Consider the following 12,226-nt stretch of genomic DNA (forward strand, 5'->3'; position numbering starts at 1 on the left):
CCGTGAAAGTGAGCGTGGACGAGGTCAAGTGCGTCGGCGGCGGCCACTGCGCGATCGCCGCCGAGGAAGTCTTTGACCAGCGCGACGAGGACGGCATCGTGGTGCTGCTCGATCCGGCGCCGCCCGCCTGTCTGCACGACAAGGTGCGGGAGGCCGCGATGCTGTGCCCGGCCGCCGCCATCCACATCGAGGACGCGACGTGAACCTGTCGGACGACGTGCTGGTCGTGGGTGCCTTTGTCGGTGGCCTCACACTGGCGGAAGCGTTGCGCCGCAAGGGTTTCGCGGGCCGGATCCGGATTGTCGGGGAGGAACCGCACCCGCCCTACGGCTGGCCTCCGCTGTCGAAAGAAATCCTGACCGGGCGGTGGCCCGTCGAGAAGGTCTTCCTGCGCGATCAGGGACGGCTGGACGCACTGGAGGTGGACTGGCTGCTCGGCCGGCGCGCCGAGCGGCTCCGGACGCACCAGCACACCGTGGAACTGGACGGGGGCGAGGTCCTGTCCTACGGCGTGGTGGTGATTGCCACCGGCCTGGTGCCCCGTGCGTTGCGCGGACAGCCCGGCCTCGCCGGGGTGCGCACCCTCGCGGCGTCCGCGCCGCGGGCCGCATGGTGCGCCACGCGGCCGATCCCGCAAACGCTTACGAGTAAAGGAAGTCGACGATGACCGACGTGTTCACCCAACCCGAGCTGCTGTTCCGGTGGTCCGGGGAGCACCCGTTTGTGCTCGCGCCGGAGCTGGTCCGGCTGCGCGACGAGCGGCCGCTGAGCAGGATGCTCTACCCCGACGGGCACAACGGCTGGCTGGCCACCGGCTACGACGAGGCCCGCGCGGTCCTCGCGCACCCCGGTTTCAGCAACCGGTACGAGCTCATGCACCTTCCGATACCGGGCATGACCGAAACACCGCCGCCCGCGCCGACGGGCGACTTCCTCGGGATCGACCCACCCGAGCACACGCGCTTCCGCAAGCAGCTGGCAGGCAAGTTCACCGCCCGCCGGATGCGCCTGCTCACCGAGCAGGTCGCCGGCTTCACCGCCGACCGCCTCGCCGCGCTGGAACGCGAAGACCGGCCGGCGGACCTGATGGAGGTCTACGCGCGGCCCATCCCGGCACTGGTGATCTGCGAACTGCTCGGCGTCCCCCTCGCCGATCGCGACTACTTCCGCAGCCTTGTGAACGGACTGCTGGTGCGCGAGGGCGTTACCCCGCAGAGCATGGCCGCCGCGTGGAACTCGATCCAGGAGTATGTCCGGGATCTCATCCCGGCCAAGCGGGCCGAGCCCACCGACGACATCCTGAGTGAGCTGACCTCCGGCGATCTGACCGACGAGGAACTCGCCGGGGTCGGGGCCTTCCTGCTGGGCGCCGGCCTGCACACCACCGCCACCGTGCTGGGAATGGCCGTCTACACCCTGCTGCTCCACCCTGGTCAGCTCGCCGCACTGCGAAGCGACTCGGAACTGGTCGACAGTGCCGTCGAGGAACTGTTGCGCTACACCGGTATCAGCGCGGGCACGGTACGGGTCGCCCTGGAGGACGTCGAAATCGACAGCCAGGCGATCAAGGCGGGAGAAACCGTGATGATCTCCATGAACGCCGCCAACCGCGATCCCCGGCGGTTCGTTGACCCGGACGTGCTCGACCTGCGCCGTGACGCCGCCGGGCACCTCACCTTCGTCCACGGCATCCACCAGTGCCTCGGTCAGCACCTGGCCCGCATCGAGTTGCGCACCGCACTGCCTGCCCTGCTCACCCGGTTTCCCACCCTGCGCCTCGCCATCCCGGCGCACGAGGTGCCGCTGCGCACCGAAGCCAACATGTACGACCTGGAGCGGCTCCCGGTCAGCTGGGAGGCCTGACGTCGGCGTGGCTGCCGGCCCCATGGCGACGATCATCGAGGCGGTGAAGATCTACCGGAAGCTGGCCAAGCAACGCCCCGACGCCTCCTTCCCAACCTCACCTCGCCGAGAGCCTGCACAACCTCTGAACGCACTGTCCTCGGCAGTACGTAGGCGACCACCAGTGCCGTAGTTCTGGTCGAGACTCGTCTGGCGACCTTGGCCTCGCTGAGGATGCGGTCGATCCCGATGGCTCGGGTGCTTTTTTGGCGAACAGGATCGACGCCGTGTCAAGCAGTCGCTACGCCGGCAGGGCGTGATCCCGCGTAGTGGACATGACCATGGGAATAGCGCCGGATCCTGGCAGGCTGACCGGTCTGTTCGTTACGGTGCGAGGTGTGCGGATGATTTCGCTGGTGCAGCGGCGCCATATCGACCTTCAACGGGTCGCCAGCGCCGTGTGCCGATAGTCGCTTTCCGGGCGCGCGCGGCCGGGGTCTCGGTCGCAATTTTCCTTTGATGAGCACGAATTTGGCGAGGAGCCGATCATGCCATTGTACCTGTTCGAAGTGACACCCGAGCGTGCCGAGCGCGCGGCCGTGACCGCTGTGCTGGCGCGGATCGGGGAGCTCGCCGCCTCGGTGGGCGGTGAACTGATCGAGTCCCAGGTCGCCGCCGGCCACGAGCGGTTGTTCGTGATCGTCGAAGCGGAGCGGGCTGGTGCCGAGGCGCTGCGCGGGCAGTTTCCGGGCAGCGACGCACGCGGCCCGGACGAGGTCCGGCTGGTGGGCGCCGACCTGGCGGAACTCAAGGCCGCGCGGCCGAAGGCCGGGTACCTCGTGGAATGGGACCTGCCCGCCGAGCTGGACATGGACACTTACCTCGCGCGTAAGAAGGCGAAGGCGCCGCTGTACGCCGACGTGCCGGAGGCGAGTTTCCTGCGCACCTACGTGCGGGAGGACATGGCCAAATGCCTGTGCCTCTACGACGCACCAGACGAAGACGTGGTCCGCGCGGCGCGAAAGGCCGTGGACACTCCGATCGACCGCCTGCACGCGCTCGAAGGACCGGGGCGGTGACCGTGCGCCTCGCTGAAGAGGACACCGCGGTGAGGGTGCGCGAGTTCTTCGCCGCCCGTGCCGCCGAGACGGATTCCGTGGACGGTGATGTCCGCCCCGGACTGCGCCTGCTCGGTGAGCTGGGTGTCCTCGGGCTCGGCGCCGGCGCCGACGGCGGCGATCTGCTTGGGGAGACGATCGAGGTGATCGCGGAGGTCGCAGGAGAATGTCTCAGCTCCGCGTTCTCCCTGTGGGCGCACCGGATGGTGCTGGAATACCTGGCCCGCGGGCGGGCCACGGCGCTCACGGCCACGATCGAACCCGCGCTGCACGAGGGTGTGCTGGTCGGCTCGACCGCGATGGCGACCGCGTTGCGGGACATCGCCGGGATCGCACCGGTGCCGGTGGTGGCGGAACCGGTGCGCGGCGGGCTCCGCCTGAGCGGACCGATTCCGTGGGCGTCGAACCTGTTCCCCGGCGCGGTGATCGTGCTTCCGGCACGGCTGCCCGATGACCGCCGCGCCGTCGTGTTTGTGCGGCTCGATGACCCCGGAGTCGAGACGGCAGCCGCGCCGAAACTGCTCGCGCTCAACGGCACCGGTTCGTCGTCGGTGCGGCTCCACGACGTCGAGGTGCCCGATGAAGCCGTGCTCAGTACCGACCTGCCGGCGTTCGTCGCCGCTTTCCGGCCCACGTTCCTGCTGGCACAGACGGCGTTCTGCGTTGGGCTGGCAGCACGTTCGCTGACCGAGGCGGAACAACGGATAAAAGGCACGAACACCGAGCTGGCCACGGACCTGGCCGAGCAAAGTGCATTGCTCGACGACCTGCGAGCCCGCTCGCGGACTTTCGCGCAGGACACGCGCCGCCACGCCGTGCGCGAATTCATCCGGCTGCGCCTCGACGGCGCGCGGCTCGCGGTCGCCGCGACCCGGCTGGAGGCGACGGTCGCCGGCGGGGGTGGCTATGTGGCCGCCAGCGGCACCAGCCGGCGCCTGCGTGAGGCCGCGTTCCTGCCCATCCAGTCACCCACGGAAGGACAGTTGCGATGGGAGCTGCGGCACTTCGCCTGACCGGCGCGGTCAAGACTTACGGCGCCAAGGCCGTCCTGGACGGGCTCGATCTCGACGTCCAGCCGCGCGAGCGACTGGCCGTGCTCGGTCCGAGCGGAACCGGCAAGTCGACGCTGCTGCGGATGCTGGCCGGCCTGGAACCGCTCGATTCCGGGCAACTCGCCTGCACCGAGATCACCGCGACGGTCTTCCAGCAGCCCTTGCTCCTGCCGTGGCTGACCGTGCGGGACAACGTTGCGCTGGGCGGCCGGTTTCGCGGCAACCGGGCGCGGTTCAAGCAGGAGTGGGTCGCTCACCTGCTGGAGCTGTTCGGCCTCGGCCCGCTCGCCGGCGCGTTCCCCGACCAGCTTTCCGGTGGGCAGGCGCAGCGGGTGGCCGTGGCCAGGGCACTGGCGATCCGGCCGAGCGTGCTGTTGCTGGACGAGCCGTTCAGCGCGCTCGACCCGGCGACCCGACGCGACCTGCAGCGGTGGTTACGAGAGGCGGTCGGCTCGCTCGGTCTGACCGTCGTGATAGTCACCCACGACGTCGACGAGGCGCTGTTCCTCGCCACCTCGATCGCGGCGCTGGACGGGTCGGGCCGGATCGCCCGGCGCTGGCACACTGAACCGCCGGCCGACCACGACGAGCTGGCCGGGCACGTGCTGCGCCAGGAACTGCTGGACGCGTACCGTTCCCAGCTCGGCTCGGCACCGGCGGCAACGCCGTGACGGCAGGAGCGGTGACGCGCCGAGTCGCGCTGCGAGCCGGGCTCGCCCTGGGCGCCGCCGGTGGCCTGGCGGGCATCGCCGATCTTGCCGCTTCGGACGCGGGCGCGCGGAGTCCCGGCGAACCGCTGCGGATCGGCTACCTGCCGATCACCGACGCCGCGCCCCTGCTGGTCGCCCACGAACAGGGACATTTCGCGCGCGCCGGGGTCGCCACGCAGCGACCGGTCCTGTTCCGCAGCTGGGAATCGCTCGCGCAGGCCTTCCTCGCTGGTGAGGTCGAAGTCGTGCACCTGCTGATGCCCTTCGCGGTGCAACTGCGATACGCGCTCAGCGCGCCGGTCAAGATCCTCGCCTGGAACCACACCAATGGTTCCGCGCTCACCGTCTCGAACGGGGTGCGCGATCTGCGCGAGCTGGCCGGCCGCCAGGTCGCGGTGCCGTTCTGGTGGTCGATCCACAATGTCGTGGTCCAGCAGATGCTCCGCGCCGCCGGGCTGACGCCCGTCGTCCGGCAGGCGCCCGCTGCCGATCAGGGCACCGTGCAACTGCTCGTGCTGAGCCCGGCGGACATGGTGCCGGCGCTCCAGGTCGGCACCATCGGCGGCTATATCGTCGCGGACCCGTTCAACGCCGTCGCCGAGGCGAAGAACGTCGGCCGGATCCAGCGGTTCGTCGGCGACGTCTGGCGCGACCACGCCTGCTGTGTCGTCGTCGCCCGGGAGGATCTGCTCGACCAGTCTCCGGACCGGGCCCGTGCGCTGACCGACGGTCTGGTCGCCGCGCAGCGGTGGGTCGACGGTCACCGGCCGGACGCCGCGAAACTGCTGTCCGGGCAACGGTATCTGCCGCAGCCGTTGCCGGCGATTACCCGTGCGCTGAGCTATCCGGCCGGACACGGCGCACCACACCACCCGGACTGGCAGGGGCAGCGGATCGGGTTCGAGCCATATCCGTACGCGAGCTACACCACCAGTCTGGTGAACGCGATGCGAGAAACCGTCGTCGACGGTGACAAGTCGTTTGTGGACGGTCTGCGTGCCGGGGAGGTGCATCGGGATCTCGTCGACGACCGGTTCGTCCGGGCCAGTCTCGGTGGCCTGCCCGCTGGACTGACCAGGACCGAAGAGGTGCAGCCACAGTGAAGAACTGGAAACTCGGGGCGGCCGGGATCGTCGTCGCGGTCGCCGTGTGGTGGCTGGTGACCTCGGTGATCGCCCGCCCGGACAGCCTGCTGTCGGCGTTCGGCCCGCAGCACGCCATCCCCGCCATCGGCGACCTCGCCGCACAGGGGGTGCTCGCCGAGGACGTGCTCACCAGCCTGTTCCGGTTGCTGGCCGGGTTGTTGATCGCCGCCGTACTGGGTCTGGTGCTGGGGATCGCGGTCGGTTCGATCCCCGAGCTGGACGCCGCGACCAGGCCGGTGTTCCAGTTCCTGCGGATGGTCTCACCACTTTCGTGGGCGCCGGTGGCGATCGGGCTGTTCGGCATCGGGCACCGTCCGGTGTATTTCCTCGTCGCCGCCGCGGCCATCTGGCCCATCGTGCTCAACACCGCTCAGGGGGTCCGTTCGATCGACCGCGGGTTCCTGCTGGTGGCCCGCTCGCTCGGGGCGGGCCGGACCGAAACCCTGACCAGCGTCGCGCTCCCGGCGATCCGCCCGCACCTGCTCACCGGATTCCGCCTGGCACTGGGGATCGCCTGGGTCGTCCTGGTGCCCGCCGAGATGCTCGGGGTGACCTCCGGGCTCGGCTACGAGATCCTCAACTCGCGCGACCAGCTCGCCTACGACAAGGTCATGGCGGTCATCCTGGTGATCGGCGTGCTCGGCTACCTGCTCGACGTCCTCGCCCGCTGGATTTTCACCCCGCGCAACCGTCGTCAAGGGACCGACGGCACCGGCAGCCCGAAGCGTTTGCGCACAGGCGGTCCAACATTGGGGAAAGACCTCGTCAGGTAGATGTCAAACCGTTGTTCGGGATACTCCAGGGGAGTCCTGTTTTCGGGCGGCGGTCACAATTCCTGTGACGGTGATACGCATTCCGGTCGAAAGCGGGTGAGCGTGCCCGATGTGCTGTGGCCGTGGCTACAGGCGCCGTGCACGCTTGTGGCGGCGTTCGATTTCGCCGAGGCCGCCGGAGCGGCAGTGACGCTGCCGTAGTGCGGGAGGGCGTGGTGCCCTCGCTGCCTCCTCGATCAAGGCGGCCGAGACCTACCTCGAGGCCGAAGCCGGTTCGGGTGGCGAGGTGGCCGCGTTGCTGTTGTGCCAGTCGGGTTCCGGCAAGGAGGCCGCTCGTCGCGAGATCGCCACGATCGGGACTCTGCGAGCGGCCGGGCGGCGATGACCTACGCCACCGACGACCCGTCCGGGGGTGTCCCTATGGGTTTGTCAACCGGTGTAGGTCCCGGTCACCATAGTTCGTCGAGGGTCGTGAGGTGCTTGCGGAAAGCTCTAGCGTCCTTGGTTGGGAGGTTTGCTGCGACGAGTTGCAGGATTCGGCGTAGCTCATCGGGGTCGGGGCAGCACTGCAGTACTCCGCAGCCGTGGCTGGGATCCCATAGACGGTGCATGGGGTCGCGGGCGAATTGCTCCCAGGCGCGCAGTGCTTCGGCGGCGGCGCCGGGCCAGAGCCGGCTGCGTTCGATGTGGACGAGTTGCGCGCGGCCTCGTGCCGAGAGGCCGGCAAGCGTAGGGATTGCCGCCTCGTCGGGCCGGCAACGGCGGGGAGTGTGTGCCCGAACACGGGCCGGCGATCTACGCGGCATCGCCCTTTCGCGTGGTCAGCATGGGGCCGATTTTAATCAGGTGCAGGTTGGTAAGCGGTAGCTGTGCGTTCATGTCGTTTGGGCAAGGGGAGAGGCGGGGGTTCGGTAGCAGGTTTTGTTGCGGAGCATGGCGAACGGGACGTCGCAGCGGCATCGGGCGAGGCAGATGAGGGCGGCGTTGTGTTTCTTGCCTTTGGCTCGTTTCGGTCGTAGTAGGCGCGGCTGACCGGGTCGGAAAGGGCGGCGAAGGCGGCGAGGAAGAACGTTCGTTTGAGGCGGCGATTTCCGGTTCTGGCGGGGTGTTGCCCTTGATGGAGGTGCCGGAGCGGTGGGTGGCCGGAGCGATGCCGTGACTCACCCTGGCCGTGGTCGCGGATGCCGCTGTTGCCGCTCGCTCGACGTGCTGATGGACCTGAGCGGGTCGTTCCTCGCCGACGCGGTGTGGCCGCTGGTCGGCGGTGCCGTTGTGTGCTCAGCGCGCCCCAACACCTTCGTCGCCGCGGCCGCGGTCATGGCTCCTGCGCGCTGATCTGATTGGCCCGCGCGACCGCTGGTAGCGACGCGGAGCCTGCTGGTCAGCCCGGACAGCGTGGATCTCCGCGTTGCGGTACGTCGGCGGGCTCGCATCGGTGTGAGTGCGTTGGGCAGGTAATTTCAAGAGTCAGTAGGGGCAGCGAGAACGCGAGCCACTCTTGCTGGTTTGCCGCAGCGCGGGATGGCGGGGTCGTGCATGTCAGGAGGCTGTGTGCGAGCTGCTCCAGTTGGCCGAGCGGGACACGACGCTGCGACCCGCACGTGGCAGGCACGGCACACCCTCAAACCCCTGCACCACCCGGCCGACCGGCGACAGGGAGGGAACGAGATCGCCATCCCCACCACAGCGCCACCTCGCCGACCTGCGCCGCCGTCTCCCCTGGAAGCAGCACGCTCATTCGATCGGTGGATCCGGGCTCAGTGTAGAAACAATCGAGTGACTTTCGCCCCTAGTGTTGTGGAGCAAGAAATGGAATTCTGTCGCTAGACGATCGACTAATCTACAAAAAGTAGCACGATCAGACAGTCAGAAAGATCCAAGCGGATCACTTGGCCCTTATCGTGCCAATAGGCTCGTGTCTGGTACCGTTCGTATCGTTTGATCTCGGAGACTCTGAAGGCCACAGAGTGAGCAATGATTGTCGCGTTGTGCGACTATCGGGAGGATAGTCCAATGGAGGTCGAGATCGACGTATTCAGTGGCCGGCCGAATCCCTCGTGGGAGGCTAGTAACGACGAGATGAAGTCGCCAACCTGTCAACTGACTGTAGGGACTCCCTCGTCAAATCGAGGCCAGGGCTGTAGCCACGTGCGCACGTGCTTGCCGCCTCAAGTGCGCTTCGACCTGATGGCGCTCGGCCAGATGGCTCGACCAACAACTCGAGATCGACTCGTGAGCTTCGGAGCGGGCACTCGTCGATCAGGGAGTCAGTCCGAGTCTTACAGGGGTTCTGACGCGGGTTCGTCAACGTGCAGTGCCAGTTAATCACGGAATGGAACAGCAGATGCGCAGAGACATAGATCCAAGGAAGCATGAGACAAGCCGACACATAGAAAGGATGCCTGAGCCCAAGGGGCCTTCTTGGAGGCCCATCTACCCCCATCAGTACGGCGCTTTCGCCCCGTCGCTCTTCACCGGACGCCCTGCCCCGCGCAGGACATACACGATAACAGAGTTAGATTCGCTTGGAGGAGACGCCGACGCATATTCCATCAGTGAATCCGGGCAGGTTGTCGGCTGGTCCAAACTAGTTGACAACAAGACCACACATGCCGTGCTGTGGCAAGACGGACAACCAATCGATTTGGGTACGCTGGACAATGATGACTACAGCTACGCCACCGGCATTGATAACTTTGGGCGAGTGGCCGGCACTTCGGGATCATATACCCGCATAGTCGACACGTGGGATGCCCAGCGAGCTTTTTCCTGGGACAAGGGAACCATGACACCGGTCAAAATGCTGCCAGGCGATTTGCTTAACTCAGCAGGGCGCAGTAATCCGCAGGGTCAGATTGTTGGGATGTCGTGGCACGGCCGCGGTACGACGTATCGAGGACAGGCCTTTTTGGAGAGCGGCGGAACCGTTATTGATCTAGGGACTCTGAATGTGGGCGGACGTAGGTCGATAGCAAACGCGGCCAACGATTCGGGTCAAGTCGTTGGGATGTCAGAAGCCCCCAGTAACCCCAACAACAGCGACGCTTTCCTGTACAGCAATGGAGAAATGATCGACCTCGGTAGCCTAGGCGGAAACTGGTGTAGCGCGTATGACATTAATAGCAGCGGGCAGATTGTGGGTTTCTCATATACCGCAAGCAACAAGGACGTAGATAGGCGCGCCTTTATCTACGACGGAGGCGCAATGACTGAGCTTCCCACGTTGTTCGGCTCCCAGACCTTCGCCTTTGGGATTAATGACCTCGGCGAGATCGTGGGCGCAAGTAACACTCAGCCAGATCAAATCGGATCGTCGAAGTCGAAAGCGTTCATCTTGTGGGATGGCGCGATGTATGACTTGAATGATCTTATTCCGCCGGGTTCCGGTTGGGAACTTTGGAAAGCGTCGGATATCAACGACAAGGGACAGATCGTGGGCTCGGGTTACAAGAGTAGCGGTCAATATGGAGCCTTCTTGCTTACTCCGGTGTAGCGCGAAGAGAGTATCGCGAGCCTAGTGTGTCGTAATGAAATGGGTGTTACGAGTTGTTGGCGATCATTTTCCTGAAGTCTCGGTGAAGCAGGCGAACTTTGGTGATGATGTCGCCGGGTTTGGCAGTCCAGGTAAACGGTTGAGCATCCTGGTTCCAGTTGATGATGTAGTTGTTGATGGTGTCGATGAGTTGCCGCAGAGACCCGAAGGTTCCCCGGCGGATTGCTTGGCGAGTGATGATGCCGAACCAGATTTCGATTTGGTTGAGCCAAGAGCTTCCAGTGGGGGTGAAATGGAACTTCACGTTCGGGTGCTTGGTGAGCCATTTTTCGACATCGGTGCCGTCATGGGTGGAGAGATTGTCGAGTATGACATGAATTTCGCGATCGCCGTGCGGTTTGACGATCTCGTCCATGAACTTGATGAATTCGGCGGCACGTCGGCGCGGGAAGCAACGTCCTACGACCTCACCGGTGCCGACATTGAGGGAGCCGAACAGATTCGTGGTGCCATGCCGCACGTACTCGTGGGTGCGCTGCGCGGTCTTGCCGAAGTCCAGCGGCAACATCGGCTGTGCCCGATCGAGCGCCTGGACCCCGCTCTTCTCGTCCACCGACAGCACGATCGCCCCTCGGGCGGATCAAGATACAGGCCGACAACATCGAACACCTTCGAGGCCGCCGTTCCCGGAATCACACCAACGCGAACAGTGCCTGGCGAAAGCACGACAACGCCCGCGATCCCGGACGAGTGCCCAGCTCACGGCGGTGGGCGGCCAACAGACGCGACAGGAACCACACCAGTTCGCGCGGCAGCGTCGAGTATGGCAGGATAGGTAACCAGGGAGCCCTCACGGGATGAAGCTGATCTTGACAGACTGCTTCCTTTCAGGGGTTTCGCCCGTCATCCGGCCACGACACACAACTGGGCCTGGTACGAACACGAGACCAGGCTGGAGTTCCTGGGAACCGCTCGGTGGTCACGTCGCCGCCCAAATCACCCACGATGGGTGATGTGCGACGTCGTTTGTGGTGATGAAGTTAAATTTTTAATGCCTATCTCGGGCACACCCGTCTTGGAAGGCAAGTTAATGGAGGTTCTGGGGTTGGTGGGACTTCCGGCGCTTATGGCGATATCCAGTGGCCGGAGGCAGGTCGTAGTTGGATTAATTGACGGACCTGTTTTCCTAGGTCATCAGAACTTGGCTACGGCGAGTATTCGGGAGATTCCGCGCATGTCGGGCGGATGCACGCGGACGAGTAGTTTGGCGTGTCGTCACGGAACGTTCGTCGCTGGGATTTTTGCGGCGACTCGGCGTTCGTCAGCCCCGGCCATCTGTCCTGATTGCAGCCTGCTCGTCCGACCGATTTTCAGCGAGTCTGTCGTTGAGCGTGAGCAGCTGCCAAGCGCGACACCTCAGCAGTTAGCCCAAGCTCTTTGCGACTGCGTCAGGGCCGGCGCCTGGATAGTGAACCTAAGCTCATCCATGGCAGCGCCGTCCGCCAGTGCCCAGCACCAATTGTGCGAGGCTTTGGATTTCGCGGCCGGTAAGGGCGTTTTGGTGGTTGCGGCGGCGGGCAATCAAGGAAGTCTCGGCAGCAGCGCCATTACTCGCCATCCCTGGGTGATCCCAGTAGTGGGGTATGGTACCGATGGGCGGCTGATGCCGCAGTCGAACCTTGGCAGCTCGTCAGGGAAACGTGGTGTGGGAGCTCCCGGCGAGGGTATTACCAGCATTGCCCCCGACGGTGGGTCGGTGACGTTAAGTGGGACGAGCGTTGCTGCGGCCGTTGTCACGGCGTCAGTTGCGTTATTGTGGTCACTATTTCCACATGCTTCGGCGCTCGAGGTGAAAAGTGCCGTCGTCTCTTCTCCGAGACAACGTTGTTGAAATGTTGTGGCTCCGTTGCTGGACTCCTGGAATGCGTATCAGATGTTGACAAGGGTGCCGAGAGGAGGACCCGTTGACAACACATGAGAAACGAATTGGAAACAACTGCACGGGCAGCGAAGAGCGGAAGCCTCCACATCGGGTAAGACTCCCTGGGTTTATCAAAGAGGAAGACATTGGTTTGGGTGATGTCGTCAAGAGA

General features: G+C 65.3%; 13 protein-coding genes and 1 pseudogene. 12 read left to right on the plus strand and 2 right to left on the minus strand.

Annotation, left to right across the window (positions count from 1 at the left end):
* The first annotated feature begins 2 nt into the window (after positions 1 to 2).
* From A3CU_RS0124185 to A3CU_RS46360, 9 genes are all read left to right on the plus strand, one after another.
* Positions 3 to 203 carry a ferredoxin gene (locus A3CU_RS0124185; RefSeq protein WP_027944491.1) on the plus strand — a complete coding sequence of 67 codons (201 nt, stop codon included), beginning with the start codon at positions 3 to 5 and terminating at the stop codon, positions 201 to 203.
* Positions 200 to 667 carry an FAD-dependent oxidoreductase gene (locus tag A3CU_RS0124190; protein ID WP_027944492.1) on the plus strand — a complete coding sequence of 156 codons (468 nt, stop codon included), beginning with the start codon at positions 200 to 202 and terminating at the stop codon, positions 665 to 667. The genes A3CU_RS0124185 and A3CU_RS0124190 overlap by 4 nt, the downstream gene beginning before the upstream one ends.
* The gene (locus tag A3CU_RS0124195) at positions 664 to 1,863 is read left to right on the plus strand and encodes a cytochrome P450 (protein ID WP_027944493.1); all 1,200 of its coding nucleotides are present in this window, start codon (positions 664 to 666) and stop codon (positions 1,861 to 1,863) included. Before A3CU_RS0124190 ends, A3CU_RS0124195 begins: the two co-directional genes overlap by 4 nt.
* Before the next feature lie 383 nt (positions 1,864 to 2,246).
* Complete coding sequence (locus A3CU_RS55740) at positions 2,247 to 2,312, plus strand: putative leader peptide (protein WP_425388278.1); 66 nt, start codon at positions 2,247 to 2,249, stop codon at positions 2,310 to 2,312.
* Positions 2,313 to 2,390: 78 nt separating this feature from the next.
* A complete protein-coding gene (locus tag A3CU_RS0124200; RefSeq protein WP_027944494.1) occupies positions 2,391 to 2,921 on the plus strand; it encodes a DUF4242 domain-containing protein in 531 nt (176 codons plus the stop codon).
* Entirely contained in the window at positions 2,918 to 3,973 is a 1,056-nt protein-coding gene (locus A3CU_RS0124205) for an acyl-CoA dehydrogenase family protein (RefSeq protein ID WP_027944495.1), read from the plus strand. Before A3CU_RS0124200 ends, A3CU_RS0124205 begins: the two co-directional genes overlap by 4 nt.
* A complete protein-coding gene (locus A3CU_RS0124210; RefSeq protein WP_027944496.1) occupies positions 3,949 to 4,683 on the plus strand; it encodes an ABC transporter ATP-binding protein in 735 nt (244 codons plus the stop codon). The genes A3CU_RS0124205 and A3CU_RS0124210 overlap by 25 nt, the downstream gene beginning before the upstream one ends.
* An 11-nt stretch (positions 4,684 to 4,694) precedes the next feature.
* Entirely contained in the window at positions 4,695 to 5,825 is a 1,131-nt protein-coding gene (locus tag A3CU_RS0124215; protein ID WP_211246496.1) for an ABC transporter substrate-binding protein, read from the plus strand.
* Positions 5,822 to 6,640, plus strand: a complete 819-nt coding sequence (locus tag A3CU_RS46360; protein WP_084143663.1) for an ABC transporter permease — start codon at positions 5,822 to 5,824, stop codon at positions 6,638 to 6,640. Before A3CU_RS0124215 ends, A3CU_RS46360 begins: the two co-directional genes overlap by 4 nt.
* An 875-nt stretch (positions 6,641 to 7,515) precedes the next feature.
* Here A3CU_RS46360 and A3CU_RS51320 read toward each other — a convergent pair.
* Positions 7,516 to 7,798: pseudogene (locus A3CU_RS51320) on the minus strand (transposase); the annotation flags it as partial.
* On the opposite strand from A3CU_RS51320, the gene A3CU_RS52655 reads away from it, so the two are divergent.
* Positions 7,796 to 7,975, plus strand: a complete 180-nt coding sequence (locus A3CU_RS52655) for a hypothetical protein (protein WP_156960520.1) — start codon at positions 7,796 to 7,798, stop codon at positions 7,973 to 7,975. The pseudogene A3CU_RS51320 and the gene A3CU_RS52655 sit on opposite strands and share 3 nt — an antisense overlap.
* Before the next feature lie 1,063 nt (positions 7,976 to 9,038).
* A complete protein-coding gene (locus A3CU_RS51325; protein ID WP_169739683.1) occupies positions 9,039 to 10,133 on the plus strand; it encodes a DUF3466 family protein in 1,095 nt (364 codons plus the stop codon).
* Between the two features lie 46 nt (positions 10,134 to 10,179).
* Here the strand turns inward: A3CU_RS51325 and A3CU_RS46370 are convergent, their stop codons facing one another.
* On the minus strand, positions 10,180 to 10,755 hold the full coding sequence (locus tag A3CU_RS46370) for an IS630 family transposase (RefSeq protein ID WP_052372072.1): 576 nt from the start codon (positions 10,753 to 10,755) through the stop codon (positions 10,180 to 10,182).
* A 504-nt stretch (positions 10,756 to 11,259) separates the two neighbouring features.
* Here A3CU_RS46370 and A3CU_RS55745 point away from each other — a divergent pair.
* A complete protein-coding gene (locus tag A3CU_RS55745) occupies positions 11,260 to 12,024 on the plus strand; it encodes a S8 family peptidase (RefSeq protein WP_483756959.1) in 765 nt (254 codons plus the stop codon).
* Positions 12,025 to 12,226: the final 202 nt, after the last annotated feature.

The sequence above is a fragment of the Amycolatopsis taiwanensis DSM 45107 genome (genome assembly GCF_000519205.1).
Classification (GTDB): Bacteria; Actinomycetota; Actinomycetes; order Mycobacteriales; family Pseudonocardiaceae; genus Amycolatopsis_E; species Amycolatopsis_E taiwanensis.